The sequence below is a fragment of the Desulfobulbus oligotrophicus genome (assembly GCF_016446285.1).
Taxonomy (GTDB): domain Bacteria; phylum Desulfobacterota; class Desulfobulbia; order Desulfobulbales; family Desulfobulbaceae; genus Desulfobulbus; species Desulfobulbus oligotrophicus.
This window is the reverse complement of sequence record NZ_CP054140.1, coordinates 864113-881256: the sequence shown is the minus strand read 5'-3', so window position 1 is coordinate 881256 and position 17144 is coordinate 864113. Positions and strand designations below refer to the sequence as shown.

Annotated in this window: 16 protein-coding genes; 11 read left to right on the top strand and 5 right to left on the bottom strand. The window is 45.1% G+C overall.

What is annotated here, in order from left to right:
* Positions 1 to 17: 17 nt before the first annotated feature.
* The 3 genes from gatC to HP555_RS04065 form a co-directional block, all read right to left on the bottom strand.
* Positions 18 to 305: an Asp-tRNA(Asn)/Glu-tRNA(Gln) amidotransferase subunit GatC gene (gatC, locus tag HP555_RS04075; protein ID WP_199263918.1), complete on the bottom strand. Its 288-nt coding sequence runs from the start codon at positions 303 to 305 to the stop codon at positions 18 to 20.
* Positions 306 to 494: 189 nt separating this feature from the next.
* A complete protein-coding gene (locus HP555_RS04070) occupies positions 495 to 1142 on the bottom strand; it encodes a 5-formyltetrahydrofolate cyclo-ligase (RefSeq protein WP_269846855.1) in 648 nt (215 codons plus the stop codon).
* 67 nt (positions 1143 to 1209) lie between these two features.
* Positions 1210 to 2478: a YeeE/YedE thiosulfate transporter family protein gene (locus tag HP555_RS04065; protein WP_199263916.1), complete on the bottom strand. Its 1269-nt coding sequence runs from the start codon at positions 2476 to 2478 to the stop codon at positions 1210 to 1212.
* 300 nt (positions 2479 to 2778) lie between these two features.
* Between HP555_RS04065 and HP555_RS04060 the strand changes: the two genes are divergently transcribed.
* Genes HP555_RS04060 through HP555_RS04045 form a run of 4 tightly spaced genes read left to right on the top strand, consistent with a single transcriptional unit; the run spans position 2779 to position 3976 of the window.
* Positions 2779 to 3036: a sulfurtransferase TusA family protein gene (locus HP555_RS04060; protein ID WP_199263915.1), complete on the top strand. Its 258-nt coding sequence runs from the start codon at positions 2779 to 2781 to the stop codon at positions 3034 to 3036.
* Positions 3037 to 3077: 41 nt separating this feature from the next.
* Positions 3078 to 3410: a hypothetical protein gene (locus HP555_RS04055; protein WP_199263914.1), complete on the top strand. Its 333-nt coding sequence runs from the start codon at positions 3078 to 3080 to the stop codon at positions 3408 to 3410.
* A 12-nt stretch (positions 3411 to 3422) separates the two neighbouring features.
* Positions 3423 to 3770: a hypothetical protein gene (locus HP555_RS04050; RefSeq protein ID WP_199263913.1), complete on the top strand. Its 348-nt coding sequence runs from the start codon at positions 3423 to 3425 to the stop codon at positions 3768 to 3770.
* A gap of 32 nt (positions 3771 to 3802) precedes the next feature.
* Positions 3803 to 3976 (top strand): hypothetical protein, encoded by a 174-nt coding sequence (locus tag HP555_RS04045; protein WP_199263912.1) that lies wholly within the window; start codon positions 3803 to 3805, stop codon positions 3974 to 3976.
* Positions 3977 to 4061: 85 nt separating this feature from the next.
* On the opposite strand, the gene HP555_RS04040 is transcribed toward HP555_RS04045, so the two are convergent.
* Positions 4062 to 5171, bottom strand: a complete 1110-nt coding sequence (locus tag HP555_RS04040; protein ID WP_199263911.1) for a serine hydrolase domain-containing protein — start codon at positions 5169 to 5171, stop codon at positions 4062 to 4064.
* 277 nt (positions 5172 to 5448) lie between these two features.
* On the opposite strand from HP555_RS04040, the gene dnaN reads away from it, so the two are divergent.
* From dnaN to HP555_RS04010, 6 genes are all read left to right on the top strand, one after another.
* Positions 5449 to 6579 carry a DNA polymerase III subunit beta gene (gene dnaN / locus HP555_RS04035; RefSeq protein ID WP_199263910.1) on the top strand — a complete coding sequence of 377 codons (1131 nt, stop codon included), beginning with the start codon at positions 5449 to 5451 and terminating at the stop codon, positions 6577 to 6579.
* A 103-nt stretch (positions 6580 to 6682) separates the two neighbouring features.
* Complete coding sequence (gene gyrB, locus HP555_RS04030) at positions 6683 to 9094, top strand: DNA topoisomerase (ATP-hydrolyzing) subunit B (RefSeq protein WP_199263909.1); 2412 nt, start codon at positions 6683 to 6685, stop codon at positions 9092 to 9094.
* Between the two features lie 49 nt (positions 9095 to 9143).
* Positions 9144 to 11636, top strand: a complete 2493-nt coding sequence (gyrA, locus tag HP555_RS04025; RefSeq protein WP_199263908.1) for a DNA gyrase subunit A — start codon at positions 9144 to 9146, stop codon at positions 11634 to 11636.
* Positions 11629 to 12645, top strand: a complete 1017-nt coding sequence (locus tag HP555_RS04020) for an NAD(P)H-dependent glycerol-3-phosphate dehydrogenase (RefSeq protein WP_408639841.1) — start codon at positions 11629 to 11631, stop codon at positions 12643 to 12645. The genes gyrA and HP555_RS04020 overlap by 8 nt, the downstream gene beginning before the upstream one ends.
* A 107-nt stretch (positions 12646 to 12752) precedes the next feature.
* On the top strand, positions 12753 to 13400 hold the full coding sequence (locus tag HP555_RS04015) for a rubredoxin-like domain-containing protein (protein WP_199263906.1): 648 nt from the start codon (positions 12753 to 12755) through the stop codon (positions 13398 to 13400).
* Between the two features lie 122 nt (positions 13401 to 13522).
* A complete protein-coding gene (locus HP555_RS04010) occupies positions 13523 to 14020 on the top strand; it encodes a rubrerythrin family protein (RefSeq protein ID WP_199263905.1) in 498 nt (165 codons plus the stop codon).
* 109 nt (positions 14021 to 14129) lie between these two features.
* Here the strand turns inward: HP555_RS04010 and mgtE are convergent, their stop codons facing one another.
* Positions 14130 to 15521: a magnesium transporter gene (gene mgtE / locus HP555_RS04005; protein ID WP_199263904.1), complete on the bottom strand. Its 1392-nt coding sequence runs from the start codon at positions 15519 to 15521 to the stop codon at positions 14130 to 14132.
* Between the two features lie 583 nt (positions 15522 to 16104).
* On the opposite strand from mgtE, the gene HP555_RS04000 reads away from it, so the two are divergent.
* Positions 16105 to 17019, top strand: coding sequence for an ADP-ribosylglycohydrolase family protein (locus tag HP555_RS04000; RefSeq protein ID WP_199263903.1), 915 nt, complete (start codon positions 16105 to 16107; stop codon positions 17017 to 17019).
* Positions 17020 to 17144: the final 125 nt, after the last annotated feature.

Below are 17144 nucleotides of genomic sequence, written 5' to 3'. Positions count from 1 at the left end.
CAGAAGAAATTTGAAAATTAACCTATTATCCGGGGAACGACAAAGGCTTCACCGTTCTGGACAGCGCTGTTGGCCAGAGCCTGGTCTCTTGGTAACGAAGCGTGCACTTCATCCTCCCGAAAAACGTTATTCTGTCCGTTGGTGTGCGTGGCCACAGCCACCTGAGTCGTATCTAATTCATCCAGCTTGGCAACATAGGTGAGAATACTGCCGAGCTGATCAGTCATGCGTTCAGCCTCTTCGATATCTAGATCAAGACGGGCAAGTTGAGCAACGTGGAGCACTTCTTCTTTGGTTATCTTCATGGGTAGACGAGTTGGCAAGCAATGCGGATTGAGTTTGTTGGTTTATCTGCAGACACAGCCGGTATTTTATACAGTCAATGGGCAGAAAGAACAATATCTGCAAACACTTCTGGCAAATGATGATTAATTATTTATTACCTTTGGCATTATCCGACTATCCATACCGTCGAGTTGCTGCTTATGGTGCCGCTACTGTACACTGCTGTTCAACACCTTTTCCAACCTCGGCCAACGAAGCAATTCCTCCTCTGTAATCACGACATCCATGGGAATATCATGGGGGAGCGCGGGAAGCAGGTGCACCAGCTGACAGGAAAAAGCCAAACCTATTCGTACAGCCTGCGGTGCCAGACCACCCAGGAACCGATCGTAATACCCGCCACCGTATCCCAGGCGGTGACCGGATCTATCAAAAACAACACCTGGGATAATTGCCACATCAATCTGTGAAGGAGTAAGTGTTTGTTTTCTTGCAATAGAGGGTATGGGTTCTGGAATACTCCGATACCCGCAGCAGAGGTCACGGGTTGCATCCGTGATGGTCACAGCCTGCATGCCGGCCTGTTCCGGCAGACAAAGGGGTACGGCAACAATCTTCTCTGCCTGAAGAAACCCCTTGATCAGGTCGTTTGTGGCAACCTCACTTCGATACGAACAGTATATAAAAAATGTTTGATGGCGCTTTACCAATGGATCTGTCAGTAACCGTTCGGCTATTTGTTTACTGCGTTGTTCGCGTTCCTCCGGGGACAAACTGTCGCGTTCACGCATGATCAGCTGTCGAAGTCGACTTCGTTCTTGCTCGACAGTACAGGCAATCGGTTTTTTACAATCCATGAGCAGACAAAAAAAGGTGGCATCCTAAAAGAGGGAGCCACCTTGAGATGTGTTGAACAAGCAAAGTTTACATTGGTAACAACAGCTTGTTGGTATCTTCGTTCCAAGTGACAACCAGGTACCACAACGTACAAAAACCCAGAATCAGGGCCAGTGTGAATCCATAACCAAACACATCCGGCAGGTAAATGTATTTACCCAGGTAGCCCTCTTCTTCGAAATTATACGCTGAAAACCAGGCCACCATCAGTGAGTTGGAAAGCGAAAAGAAAGGCACGGTCACCAACAGTTTTATCTGACCTTCACCAACACGCCACAGTGTCCCGGACCCACATCCACCAGCCAACATGGCGCCAAGACCAAAGACAAATCCACCGACCACGCCACCCCAGCCAAAGGTTCCACGAACGTAGTTCATCGGATCAAGCACAGGTTCACCACCTAAGCGATTAGCAACCTCGAACTTGAGGATCGCCGCTCCAACAGCGACAATGACGATCGACAGGGCAACGGATTTGGCCATGGTGCAGTCGCCGGTCATGTGTGGTTCGCGAAAACCCTGAATCATACACCAGCGACCTCTCTGCATTGTATAGCCTAAGCCCACTGCAATCAGCAAGATACCGGAAAGAGAGGTGATATAGTCAACATACTCATCACCATCAAAATTAGAGTAGTATACCGCACTCCAAATGACCCCTACGACAGCTGCCACTCCTAAAATCCACTGCAGCGCTACCGGAACCTCCAGGGTCCATGAACCACCACTACCCCAGGAAACATGTTCCATCTCCTTGTACAGCAGCCATAGTCCGAACAAAACACCAGGAACCAGACCTACCCACATGGCAAAACCATTCGCCGCGAGGTTACCGATGGCATTGTACATGCCGCCGACATTACAACCACCGGCCAAAGCTGCACCAACACCCATCAGGATACCGGCGATAATGGCTTTAACGTACTCACGGATAGGAGGAAATCGAAAAGCGAACTGGCCACCCAGACAGGCTGATATAAATGATCCACCGACAAAACCTAAACCAATAACTGAGCCGGTGTTGAAAAGAAGTGATTTCGTGAGAACCATGTCACCATCTTCATCAACAAAACCGACCAGTTCGGCAAGGTCTCCATTGAAGATGCCAGCATGCCAGAGCATCCAATCTCCCCAGTTTCGAATAGCTCCAACAATGCCCCAGGGACGCCACCAGGCCATGATGAAGATACTTAAAAGTGCTACGATTATACCGGTCAAAACCGGGTTCCATTCCTCCTGGCAAAGCACTTTGTAAAGGTGCCTAACTTTCTCCCAAAAAACCTTCAAATCTTCCATGTCTCTCCATAACCTCCTTTTTCCCTGAAAAAATAACTGTAACCAGCTCGATCAGCTCAAAACAGGCCTATTATGCTCCACAACTTCCAGAAAATACCTTTGCGCTCTTCGTTTGTCAATAAAAGCAACTATTCGAAAACAAGGACGATATGGAAAGTGCTGCCTATCCTGATTTTCCAGGAAGGAAACTGTTAACTTTTGTTTCTGTCTTGACAATCTTGGCATATATCTATAAACTGATACGTCGTTTTTTGGGTATAAAGCTTCTTTGAACAATTATATTTCTTAAGGAGAACGCACATGAGTGACGTAAAAGTAGCACCTGAAGGTTTGGATGTCGCTTTGGTTTTAGATGCAAAAGGATTGAGCTGCCCCATGCCTCTTCTGCGGACAAAAAAGGAAATTGGTAAAATTAAATCCGGAGAAATCTTGCAGGTCCAGGGGACTGATCCCGGCTCACGCAATGATATCCCGGGCTGGTGTCAGCGCGCTGGTCACGAGTACATGGGAGAGAAGGAAGAGGCCGGCTTCATGAGTTTTTTTATTAAAAAAGGATGATAGCTTCCTAAATACTATCCTTTTGCGGGAGGAAAAAATCCATGGCTGCTGATCCAAATAAACTTGGAATTTTTGTAACGTCTCCTCAGCATATGCGTCATATCCTTGGTATTACCAAGGCTGCTGTGCGTGCAGGAAAAAAAGTAATGGTCTTCTTTACTTTTAAATCGATCCACCTCACCAAAAACCCTCTCTTTTATGAATTGACCCAGTACTGTGCTGTTGAAGACGTAGCTATCTGCGCCGACAGTTATATCTGTGAAGGGTTTGACAATGTGGAAGACATTCCCCGTGGTCTGACCGACAAACAGATGCGAACCCAGGCTTTTCATGGTGCCATTCTAGATGAATGCGCCAAGTATATTGTCATGTAAGGAGAAGCGGAGATGGAATCATTAAAAGTATATATACTGATAGCCAACCGTGTTTACAATGACGGTATACGTTCAGGTTTAGGACTTGCGGTTGAAAATCACTATGCGTATCCGGTTATCATGAATGGCGAATTTCCGCGGTTTTCCGATTATATGTCGGAAAACATCGCGTGGATAGCTGACATGGAAGGGCAAGTGTTCAGTTGTGGGGCTGATGCTCCCACCGATTTGCCGGAAGGAACCGAGATTGCCAATATCACCTTGGAAGAACTCGGAGAAAAAATGCGGGAAGCAGACTTTATCATTCCCTATGGTCTTCCTAAACAATCCCATGAGCCGCCGGCGGCCTGTGGTGAATAACCCGAGAAAGTTCTAAAGTGGTGGTGAATAGCATGAAAATACTGCAAGTATATAGATCCGAGCCCACAGAGGATGTTAAAAAACTGGTTGAAATTCTCAATCGTGATCGTGAGGCTGACGAGTTTCGTCTGTATCTAGGTGAGCCAAACTACGACACTTTGGTGCAGAAAATTTTTGCGAACGACAAAACCGTGTGTTGGTGGTGAGCTTAGTTCTCAGTAATTAATTTTTTTATCGACCCTGTCATGGTAAAAATGACAGGGTCTTTTTTTATTTTTTTATATTAAAAATTTAAAGCCTTCTTCGCAGCCCCTCAATGAGATAATCATGAAAAAACGGGCGATATTCCCGTATCTTACTATTTTTTCGTGAAGGATGTACCCGGTTTGTCAGTAAAACAATAAGCATTTCCTGTTCCGGATCTATCCAGAAAGAAGTGCCTGTAAACCCCAAATGACCAACACTGTCTGGCGATAAGTACTGACCACTGCTTGACAGTCCGGGTGTTGGACTGTCAAATCCAAGCCGCCAGCTACTCTTTTTATCTTTCCACTCCAAAGCATAACGGAGTAAATCTGTAGAAAAAGCCGGGTGGGTTGCGCGTGCTTGCCAGCAATCAAGCAACTGTTCACACAAACTCTGCACTGCCTTGATTCTTCCAAATAACCCGGAGTGACCACAGACTCCACCCATGAACCAACAGTGTTCATCATGAACTTCACCGTGCACAACCTTATGACGCCATGGACACAGTTCTGTTGCTGCTGTTTGAACGCTTTTCCCACTACTCTGTACAGGCAGGAAGATTATTTTTTTTTCCAGTTTAAAAGGACTGAGAATAATTTTTTGATAGAAGCTATCTAACGTCAAATTCGTTATCTGTTCAATAATCTGACCAAGTAAGATAAATCCAAAGTCACTATAAAGACATTGTGTATCAGGTTCATAAAGTAAGGGTTCTTTTAATATTAAATTTTGAATGATGATCTTGTTATCGGGGGAAGCTTGGGGGACAAACTGAGAAAAATACGGATGGTATGCTGCTAAGCCTGAAGAATGATGTAAAATGTGTCGGCAGGTAATTACTCTCTTTTCAGATGGCAGATCGATTTTAAGCTGTAAAAGACACGGTTCGTTCCAATCCAAAAGTCCGCATTGCAATAATGCAAGAGCACACAAAGTGGTGCACAAAGGTTTTGTAAGAGAAGCCAGGTCAAAGTATGTGATGCCATTGACCTTGGAAAAGTTACCCCCTGTCCGGGTTATTCCTCCACTGTATATTCCACGGCAGTATTCACCCTCTCTGTACACACTGACTGCTGCTGCAACACCAGGAAAAACTCCCCTTCTCAACCCTTGCTCACAAACATCTGCGAGCAATCTATTTATCTGATTCTCCATTATTTTATACTGTAAAATATGAACAATTCGTTTGATCTTTCAACGCAGATAGAGTATCTTAGACAGTTCGGTTTGTGGATAATTTGTGATAAATCTGTGCATGAAATTCAGAAATAAAAGGAAAAAAATCCTGTAGAAGCTTCTGCCAAAACGACTCGCAATCAGCTCACAAAACTTTAACAAAAGTTTATATATTATTTCAATCAGTTAGTCTGCTTTTAAACAAATTAAACCCTGTAATAACGACAACATAATTATTTATAAAAGGATATTTGTTATGAGCCTTCATTTCAATGTCAACAGAGAGGCATTTCTTAAAGCTCTTGCTTCACAACAAAACATAACCAATAAAAAAGGTACTTTAGCTATACTTGACAATGTGATGATCGAAGGTGAAACAGATAAAATCATCTTAACCGTTACTGATTTAGAAATAGGTCTTAAGTTGGTCATCCCGGCAGAGGTAATGAACACAGGTGTTCTGACTTTACCTTCAAAGAAATTATTTGAATTAGCCAGGGAATCAGGATCGACTGATATCACTTTTCAGGAACAGGAAAATCATTGGGTAGAGATTATTGCTGGATCAAGTGTTTATCGTTTAGCTGGTATGACTGCTGAAGAATTTCCTCAGTTTCCTATCTATGATGAGGAACATATGGTTCATATAGAGAGTGAAATACTGACAGATCTGGTTGATAAAACCAGCTTTTCAATGGCTCTCGACAAAGAAAACATGTTTACTTTAACAGCATCTTTACTACAAAAAATTACAAAAAATGATCAACTCTTTCTAAAGATGATAACATCTGATGGACATCGCCTCACCATCATGAGTAAGGAGGTTGATAAAAGTGTTGAAAATTTAATGGTACAGCCGACTACTCTTATTCCAAGACGTGGAATTCAAGAAATACGTAAATTTTGTGAAAATAAAACATCTTTTTCGTTTGGTATCGAACCAAAACAGGCAGTGCTTAAAAATGAGGATTCTTTATTGATTATCCGTTTAATGGAAGGTGATTTTCCTGATTTTCAAGGATTACTCAATATGTTGTCTAAAGATAATCCAATTTATATTGATCGTCTTCGTTTTTTAGAGGGATTAAAAAGAATAAATTTATTCACAGAAGATTTATTTCATGCTATTAAAATAGATATTAAAGAAAATAATATGATACTTACTTCACAAAATGCTGATTTTGGATCAGCAAAAGATGAATTACCAATTGAATATTCTTCAAAACCTCTTTCACTTGGATTTAATTGTAGATATTTTATCGAGACTCTTCAGGTTATTGAAGGATCTACTATAACAATAAGTATCAATAGTGAAGAAAGCCCATGTATGATAACTTCAAAAGAGGATGAAGGTTTTCTTAGTATTATTATGCCTATGAAAATATGAGATATATACTTTATGTGATTATACAATAATTCTACATGATTAACTCATATTATTCAGTATATTTTAATAGTTTAATTTTTTGCAGAGTACAAAAAGGATTTTCGTGAGTGATAAAAATACAACGTCGTATGACGCAGAGAATATAAAAGTACTTGATGGCCTGATGGCTGTTCGTAAACGCCCTTCCATGTATATTGGCAATACTGCATCGGAAGGACTGCACCATTTAATTTATGAAGTGGTTGATAACTCCATAGATGAAGCCTTGGCCGGTTACTGTGACACGATCAGTATTATTATTCATGAAGATAATGCGGTAACAATCGAAGATAATGGACGTGGCATTCCGGTTGATATTCATCCAATAGAAAAGATATCTGCTCTGGAATTGGTTATGACTACTCTCCATGCCGGCGGTAAATTTGATCATGCAACCTATAAGGTTTCCGGAGGATTACACGGAGTCGGCGTTTCAGTGGTTAATGCCTTAAGCTGTCGAACTGTAGCGGAGATTAAGCGTAACGGTAAAATTTACCAACAGATTTATGAGTATGGTGAAAGAGTTACTGATCTGGAGATAGTTGGCGAAAGCAACAAAACCGGAACAAGTATCACCTTTAAACCTGATCCTGAAATTTTCACTGAAACGACCGATTTTCAGTATGAAATTGTAAATAACCGGATGCGGGAACTCGCTTTTCTGAACAGCAATATCCATGTTTTTTTAAAAGATGAGCGTGATGGTGCTGAAAACACTTACCATTTTGAAGGCGGGACGGTTTCTTATGTTGAATATCTTAATCGTAAACGCACCGGTATTCATCCTTATCCTATTCAGATAACGGGAGAAAAAGAGAACGTTCAAATTGATATCTGTTTTCAGTACTTTGATGGATATTCGGAACGTCTTTTTTCTTTTGTCAATAATATCAATACAAAAGAGGGTGGATCGCATGTTGCCGGTTTCAGAGCGGCTTTAACTAAATGCATCAACCGCTATGCAAGTGATGATGTAGTTCCAAAACATCTTAAGGAAAAGATGGGTGGTGATGATGTTCGTGAAGGGCTCACATGTGTTATTTCAGTCAGGGTTCCAAATCCCCAGTTTGAAGGGCAGACAAAAACTAAATTAGGAAACTCTGAAGTCAAGTCTATTGTGGAGTCTATCTGTACCGAGAAAATTGGTGCTTATCTTGAGCAAAATCCAGCAGTTGCCCGAAGTATTTTAAGCAAGGCCGTTGAAGCTGCCCGTGCCCGCGAAGCTGCTCGTAAAGCCCGTGATCTGTCCCGCACTAAAAACAGTCTTTCAGTTATGATGGCCGGAAAATTGGCGGAATGTCAAAGTAAGAATCCGGTTGAAAGAGAACTGTTTATTGTTGAAGGCGACTCAGCCGGAGGGTCTGCTAAACAGGGAAGAGATCGTTCTATTCAGGCTATTCTTCCTTTGCGCGGTAAAATTTTGAATGTGGAGAAAGCTCGGTTTGACAGAATTTTAGATTCTGAGGAAATTAAACAACTGGTAGCTTCTCTGGGAACCGGAATAGGGGGCGAAGAGTTTGATCTGGACAAATTGCGGTATCATAAAATAATTATCATGACTGACGCTGATGTCGATGGCGCCCATATTCGAACTCTGCTTCTCACTTTTTTTTATCGGCAGATGCAGCCGCTTATTGAAAACGGGCATATTTATATAGGACAACCACCACTGTACCGTTTAGGAAGAGGAAAAAAAGAACAGTATTTCCTCAATGATGATGAGCTCAATGCCTATCTCTATTCGCAAGCCGGACAGATGATGCGCGTGCGGACAGATGATGGTGTTGATATTGATTCAACAGAACTGGCTGAAATACTGTACAAACTATCCGATTTTGAAAAAGTGATACTTTTTCTTGAACGCCTCAACATACCTGAGAGGATGGTCTTATTTCTCCTGGCAAACGGGGTTCATTCAGCCCGCCAGTTTGAAGACAAGGAATTTTTCGCTCATCTGACCTCTCAGCTCATCGAAAAGAACGTCAAAGTCGGCTTAACAAGATCCTGCTCCTGGCGACCATCCTGCCAGGAGAGCGAAGTTATTTTTCAGGGACAGGGACATGTTGCAACAGTGTTGGGACCCAATATACCGTTGATCAAAGAATATCGTCATGCCTTTAAGTTGTATAAAAGCATACACCCCTATCTAGATGATGGTTTCTCGATTACCCGAATCGGGACCAGCGGCCAGGAGACTGAGTTAACGGCTGAAAACTGGAGACAGCTGATTGAATTGATCCGAAATGAAACTATTAAAGGCAGTCATTTACAGCGTTATAAGGGTTTGGGTGAAATGAACCCTGAACAACTGTGGGATACAACGATGAATCCGGTCAACAGAACGTTGATCCGGGTCAAAATTGATGATCTTGAGCAGACTGATGACTTGTTCACAACACTTATGGGTGACAAAGTCGAACCAAGAAGAGAGTTTATTCAAAATCATGCCCTTGAAGTAGCTGACCTCGATATCTAAACTCCCCCACCCTCTATTTAACGAAGCAAGAGTCTCTCAGGAATAAATAATGACTGAACAACTGTCAGAACAGAAAGAATATCCAACTATACCTATCACAAAGGAGCTGCAAAAATCCTATCTGGACTATGCCATGTCGGTCATCATCGGTCGCGCTCTTCCCGATGTACGTGACGGATTAAAGCCTGTTCATCGCCGCACTCTTTTTGCCATGCGTGAACTTGGAAACACCTATAACCGTCCATACATAAAATCAGCCCGTATCGTTGGTGACGTCATCGGTAAGTTTCATCCCCATGGAGATACTGCTGCATACGATACTTTGGTCCGACTGGCGCAGGATTTTTCCATGCGTTATCCTCTGGTTGACGGGCAAGGTAACTTCGGCTCAATGGACGGCGATCCGGCAGCGGCTATGCGTTACACTGAAGCCAGGATGACAAAACTCGACCAGGAGCTGGTTGCTGATCTTGACAAGGAAACTGTCGATTTTCTACCCAATTATGATAACTCTTTACAAGAACCTGCGGTTCTACCTTCAAAAATACCCAATATCCTCATCAACGGTTCTGAGGGGATCGCCGTGGGTATGGCCACAAAGATTCCACCGCATAATCTGACGGAGGTGATCACCGGCCTTCTGGCACTCATCAATAATCCCGATATTACGGTTCACCAGTTAATGGAGGTGATCACCGGTCCGGATTTTCCCACCGGAGGTTTTCTTTGCGGCCGAGCGGGTATCCGTGAAGCGTATGAAACCGGTCGCGGTGTTGTTGTTATCCGTTCTAAAACTCACATTGAGCAAAGAGGGACACATGGAGAATCCATCATCATAACAGAGATTCCCTTTCAACAGAACAAGGCGACGATGGTAGAAAAGATCGCCCAGTTGGTGAAAGATAAACGGATAACCTCAATTGTTGATATTCGCGATGAATCTGATCGGCACGGTGTTCGGGTGGTGCTTGATCTACGCAAAGATGAAATTCCAGAAGTGGTCATCAACCAGTTACACAAGATGACCCCTATGCAAAGAAGTTTTGGCATCATCTTATTGTGTATTGTTAATAATAAGCCGGAAATACTTAATCTCAAACAGATTCTGCAGCACTTTCTTATCCACCGAAAAACAGTCGTTTATCGGCGTACAGCCTTTGAACTGCGAAAGGCTGAAGAACGCGCCCATATTCTTGAAGGATTAAAGGTAGCAATCAGCCATTTAGATGAAGTGGTGGAACTTATTAAACGTTCTGCCGACCCGGGATCGGCGAAAGAAGGCTTGGTCGCCAGGTTTGAGTTGTCAGAGGTTCAGGCTCAAACGATCCTTGATATGCGCTTGCAGCGGCTGACAGGTCTTGAGCGCGACAAAATCATTGCTGATTACAATGAAATAATCGAGAAAATTGCCTGGCTGACCCAGGTGTTAAATGATGACAGTTTGGTTGTACAGGTTATCCGTGAAGAGCTTGAAAGGATTTTGGAAGAGTATGGAGATGCAAGACGAACAGAGATCATTGATGCCCCGGACGAAATTTTACCGGAAGATTTGATCACTCCGGAGGAGATGGTCGTCACTGTATCTCATTCCGGCTATATTAAACGCAACCCGATCAACCTCTATCGGGCACAACGGAGGGGCGGAAAGGGGATTAAGGGAATGGTGACCCTGGAGGATGATTTTGTCGTCAATCTTTACACAGCCTCTTCACTTGACACGTTCCTGTTTTTTACCAACAGAGGCCGGGTGTTTTGGCGGAAGGTGTATGAACTCCCCTTAGCCGGTAGAACAGCACGCGGTAGGGCAATTATTAACCTGCTCGAACTTGGTGAAAAAGAAAAAGTAGCGGCCATTCTTCCGGTAGCTGATCTTGCCAACATGGACGACAGCGTATCTGTGCTCACGGTCACCAAACAGGGGAGAGTGAAAAAAACTTCCATTGCCGAGTACAAACGCCCCCTTCGAAAAGGCAAGTTTGGTCTGACCATACGGGACGATGATGAAATTCTTACCGCGGCCATTACATCAGGAGAAGATGAAATTTTTCTGGCAACCAAAAAAGGGTTGTCCATCCGTTTCCATGAAAAGGATGTTCGTGTCATGGGGCGCTTAGCCGCAGGTGTCAAGGGTATCAGTCTGGGGGAAGAGGACGAGGTGGTCGGTGTTGCCGTGTTGCAGGATGCTGGATCTATTTTGACAGTAGCTGAAAACGGTTACGGTAAACGCACCGATGTTGCCGAATATCCGCTCCAAAATCGTGGCGGTAAAGGAGTTTTTACAATTAAAACCAGTGAGCGCAATGGTGATGTTGTGGGGGTGTTACCGGTTGTTGATGACGACCAGGTAATGTTGATTGCCAGCTCCGGTCAGATCATCCGCATGCCGATGGATACGGTGCGGATCATTGGCCGGAACACCCAGGGGGTGCGATTAATAAACCTTGAAGAAAGCGAATATGTTGTTGATCTGTCCATGCTCGCTCGCGAAGAGGCTGTTGATGATGAAGAAGTTGTGACAGGGGAAGAATATGACGATGAATAAGGTGGCTGTGGTGGGAGCCGGCAGTTGGGGGACAGCTTTAGCTCTGCTTTTGGCGCGTAAAGGTTGTCAGGTGATTCTTTGGGATTTCAATGCAGAACATGTTGCACAACTAGCAAAGGATCGGGAAAATAAACGGCACCAACCCGGTCACCTGTTTCCGGATACGCTACAGATGAGTGCAGCTCTTGCTGAATGTGTCTCCGGAGCAGAGTGCGTTGTCATGGTGGTACCTTCCCATGGGTATCGGGCTGTGTACCGTGATCTTTATCCGCACCTTGAAGAGAACGCATTGGTGGTCTCTGCTGTGAAAGGTATAGAGATTGAATCCGGCCAGACAATGACTCAGATCATGGCAAAAGAGGATAAAAACGATCGCGATATTCTCTTCGGTGTCTTAAGCGGCCCCAGTTTCGCTGCTGAGACAGCTGAACAGCAGCCGACAGCAGTGACGGTGGCCTTTGCTGATACCCAGGCAGCTGCCGCTGTACAGCAACTGTTTTCAACTGAGTACTTTCGTGTCTATACTTCCAGTGATGTGATCGGTCTTGAGGTCAGTGGCGCCATGAAAAATGTGATAGCAATTGCCGCCGGTATCAGTGATGGTCTTGGATACGGTCTTAACACCCGGGCAGCCCTGATCACTCGGGGTCTGGCAGAGATAACCCGGTTGGGCGTCGCTATGGGAGGTAAACCGCAAACCTTTGCCGGATTGGGAGGTCTGGGAGATCTGGTCCTCACATGTACCGGCAACCTGAGTCGAAACAGAACCGTTGGCCTGAAACTTGGCTCAGGCCTGTCATTAGAGCAGGTGTTGAGCGAAATGAAAATGGTGGCAGAGGGTGTTAAAACAACCAAGTCCTGTTATCACTTGGCGCAAGCCAAACAGGTGGAGATGCCGATACTTGAGCAGATGTATCAGATACTTTACCACGGAAAACGTTGCCAGGATGCCGTGATTGAACTGTTTCAACGAGAACTGAAACAGGAGGTTGAACCCTTGATCTGTTAGTGCCGGCAGGGTGAGTTGCCGATATCTTTTTATTTGAGCAGTTGCAGCAAGAGATAGTACAAGCATATTATTCCATAAGACAGGAAAGATTTCATCCGGAGGTTATTATGAGAAAATGGGAATGCACAGTTTGCGGCTATATACATGAGGGTGAAGAACCACCAGAAGAGTGTCCAGTCTGTCTGGCTGACAAAAGTATGTTTGTCGAACTTGTTGAAGAAACTTCTGGTGTTGAAGAGGCAACACCGGTAGAGGCTGCTGCGGTAACCACTGTTTCTGAACCTTCGACATCACAACCACAGAGCAGATTGTACAATTTTGCATCGGAACAGATCCTCAAGCATCATCTTCATCCCATCATGTCGCACACACCCAACGGTGTATTACCAATGGCACTTATTTTTTTATTGATCGCCGCCCTGTTTGGTTTTTCACTGTTTGAAACAGCAGCTTTTTATAGCTATCTCTTCGTCTTACTGGCTATGCCCCTGGTACTTTTTACCGGGTACGAGACCTGGAAAAAACGCTATCGCGGTGCATTGACTTCTGTCTTTAAAATTAAAATCGGTGCATCGGTTGTTGCTGTGCTTCTCTTATTACTGCTGACGATTTGGCGGGCCGTTGATCCGGACATCGCTACAACACCTTCAACAGGAAGGTGGGTTTTTCTCGGCTTGTCTTTAATCCTTGTCGGTGCAGTCGGGGGTGCCGGTCATCTAGGAGGTAAGTTGGTTTTCGGTACCCGTAAAAACTAAACGTGAGAATTGATATTAATTCGGTTTTGTTCTTAAACACCTTGCGGTGTACGAGCGATCGTGATAGAATGAATTTTCATTAAAAGAAAGTTTGTATAAATATTAAAAGATGGAGGATAGCAATGCCAACAAAGCAGGATCTACAAGAAGCCTTTGCCGGTGAGAGTCAAGCAAATCAAAAGTACCGTGCTTTTGCAAAAAAAGCGGAGAAGGACGGTTTTGTCAATATAGCCAAATTGTTCAGAACCACGGCTGAAGCCGAACTTATTCACGCTGAAGGACACCTGAAAGCAATGGATATGATTGCTTCAACCGCGGAGAATCTTCAGGCAGCTATTGATGGTGAAACCTACGAGTTTACAGAAATGTATCCTCCGATGCTGGATCGAGCGGTTGCCGTCGGCCACAAGGCAAAAACGATGTTTAAGTTTGCTGTTGATGCCGAAGCTGTCCATGCAGAAATTTACGCCAAGGCTCTGAATGCCGTTAAAAAGGGCGTTGATCTGGATGTCAGTGAGTTTTATCTCTGTCCGGTATGCGGATATATTGAGCTAGGCAAAGCTCCTGAAAAATGTCCGGTCTGTGGAGCGAAGCAGGCGGTTTTTACGCAGGTCGCTTAACTGTCCAGGGCTTTTCCTAGAGGCTGTATACAGGCTCTGCATGTACTGCAGAGCCTGTTCTGTTTGAGAGTACTGATACTTTCGTTACGTGCGTTGTCCGCAGAGCCTATCAGAGGCCTCCGTTTACCTGAATCATGTCCTTGAGTATGTAGGTGGCTATATTCAGGTAGATGAGTATCCCGCCGATATCCGCAATGGATGTGATCAGGGGTGCGCTTGCTGTAGCAGGATCCAATTGCAATTTGCTCAACAGAAACGGCAGGGACATTCCCACCAGACTGCCGAACAGCACGGTGAGCACCATGGTTGTTGATATCACCAGCGTGACCTCCGGACCGGCTCTAAATATACCAATGAATGAAACAGCCGCTCCCAGGATCACCCCTAAAATTCCGGCAACAAGAACTTCTTTACCAAGTAAAAAAAACCAATCGGAAAGTCTGGCTTTCCCTGTGGCGAGAGCACGCACCATGAGTGTTGCCGCCTGACTGCCGGCATTGCCGCTGCTGTTTATGAGTAGAGGCAGGAAAAAAACGAGTGCAACCACTGCTTTGATTGTGTCTTCGAAGTAGGCTAGTCCAGCACTTGAGAAAATGTTCACGAAGACCAGCACGAGTAGCCAGGGGAGTCGTGTACGCACGAGCAGGAGGATACTGGCATCCCGCATGTTGATATCTCCGATTACCGGGTGTGTTTTATGGGAAATAGCCGCCATACCGTGGAAGTCTTCGGTTGCCTCATCCACAATGATGTCCGCGACATCATCAAAGGTGACTATGCCAACGATGACATCGTCGTCATTGAGTACCGGTAGGGCAATCAAGTCATATTTTTGCATCTTTCGAGCGACATCTTCCTGGTCATCGTCAACCCTGGCAAAGATAACTTCCGGATTCATGATGTCATTGACCCGGGCATCCCGATGGGCAACGATCAATTCCCTGAGCGATACCAGTCCAAGCAGTTTTCGATCTTTGTCCACTACATATGTGTAATAGATCGTCTCTTTATCCGGAGCTACTTTTCTCAGGAGCTCGATGGCCTGAGAGGCTGTCAGTTGCGGAGACAGGGTGGCGTAATCGGAAGTCATTACCGCCCCTGCTGTACCCTCTCTATATGCAGAGAGCCGCCGGATATCTTCCCGTTCAGCCTGGGCCAGTGCCGGTAGAATAGACTCCTGGAGATGTTCAGACAGTTTTTTGAACAGACTGACCCGGTCATCCGAGGACATGTCGGCCAGCAGATGGGCAACCTCATGTCTGGGTAAGCTTCCGACGATTTCTATCTGCAGGTCTTCGTTGAGGTGACTGAGAATTTCGGAGCGGAGGGGATAAGGGGCATGTCGCAAAACCTCCCAGGCCTCCTGACTGGACAGTGTTGATATTAATTCGGCAACAGAAGCTGGATGTGCGGATACACAGAACTCCTGTAGTTGTTTTGAATCTGCAGTCGCGAGTATCTCGCGCAGTTCAGAGATGAGTTGGGGATTTTCTATTGTCATGGTTAACCTCCATTTTGGGCACGATGGGAGCTTTACGTGTGTGGAGGAGAACCAGTGGGCTTATGTTGGCTGAAGGTGCCGACCGTTCACTTCACAAATCGCGTAGCGCACATACCATGGGGTCCAGGGTCTTCTTCGGGCTCTTCTCGCATCATTTTCCGGGTGTTATTTTAAGGCAACGAAGCCTGCCATTGGAGTTCCGCATGCTGAGAACTCTTTTTTACGTTGCCTTTATCACATCGTTTACCGTCTTTTGTCAAGCTGCATAGTGTAGAATTTCATCAGCCTGTTCGCTTTGGTGGAAAATCGGCCGGATATTGGACACGTGTTGCGTATGTAAGTTTGTGAAGTGTACAGAAAAAATAAAGAGTAAAAATGAAAACCTCCTGTTCTTTTGTGCAGTAGTTACAAAGATTAGAGGTGGTTGCTGTTCGCTTGGCTCAACATAACCGGGATGCCTTTTATGTTCCCACGAGGGCGTAATCCCGGGGGGTTTGACAAAACAGCGGAATCATCCTATCTGTATGTCTGTAGAAGTTTTTTCCCTGCACTTTCCCATAACCAACAAGTATCGGAGAATACTATGACCACACAGGCAACAGCTATGGTTTTGGCCTCTTTCGTCGCTGATAGTCTGGCTCTGGGCGCTCATTGGATTTATGAGACCGATGTCATTGATCAACGGATCGGGCGAGTGGAAAGCCTGCTTGCCCCTCTTTCTGATTCATTTCATGCCGGTAAAAAAAGAGGGCAATTTACACACTATGGCGACCAGACCATGGTTCTCCTGGAGTCGTTGGCACGTAAGGGTGTGTTTTCGCTGGCTGATTTTGCGTCTTCCTGGAAGAGTCTTTTTTCCGAATACCAGGGATATATTGACAGGGCAACCTCCACCACCCTGGAAAACATGAATCGTAACCTACCACTGGATCATTGCGGTTCCTCTTCTTCCGACCTGGGTGGTGCAGCCCGCATCGCACCGCTGGTATACCGATATCAGCACGACAAAAAAGCCCTGCTTGCGGCTGTGCAGGAACAAACAAAACTTACCCACAACAACCCCGCGACATTGGCCGGTGCAGATTTCATTGCTAAAACAGCATGGGGGGTATTGCAGGGCAGTGAACCGGCAGAAGCCATGGAGCAGGCCCTGGACCAGGGGGTTGCAGATATCGACCTCGACAACCGTATCCGTGGAGGATTGGATTCAGGGGGAAAGGACACCCGTACAGTTATCAAACAATTTGGTCAGGTGTGCGGTATTGCAGCAGCTTTACCCGGCGCGATTCACCTTATTCTCACCTACAGCAATGACCTCAGGGCCGCACTGATAGAAAACGTGATGGCCGGTGGCGATTCTGCTGCGCGAGGACTGGTGGTCGGCATGGTTCTTGGTGCATATCTCGGAGAAAAAGCAATTCCCGAGCAATGGTTGATGGATATGGAAAAAACAGATGCGATAAGGGAGCTCATGACGACCATTGATACGGCTGCGTAAGTTCCGCATGTCTGTCATAATCAGTACTTTTTTGGGAGGTCTGGCACCACAATGTGTCTTTTGGGTTGAAAAAAAATCTCGTTAAGGTGATTATCGCCAGTAAGGTATCATTTATAAAAAAAAAA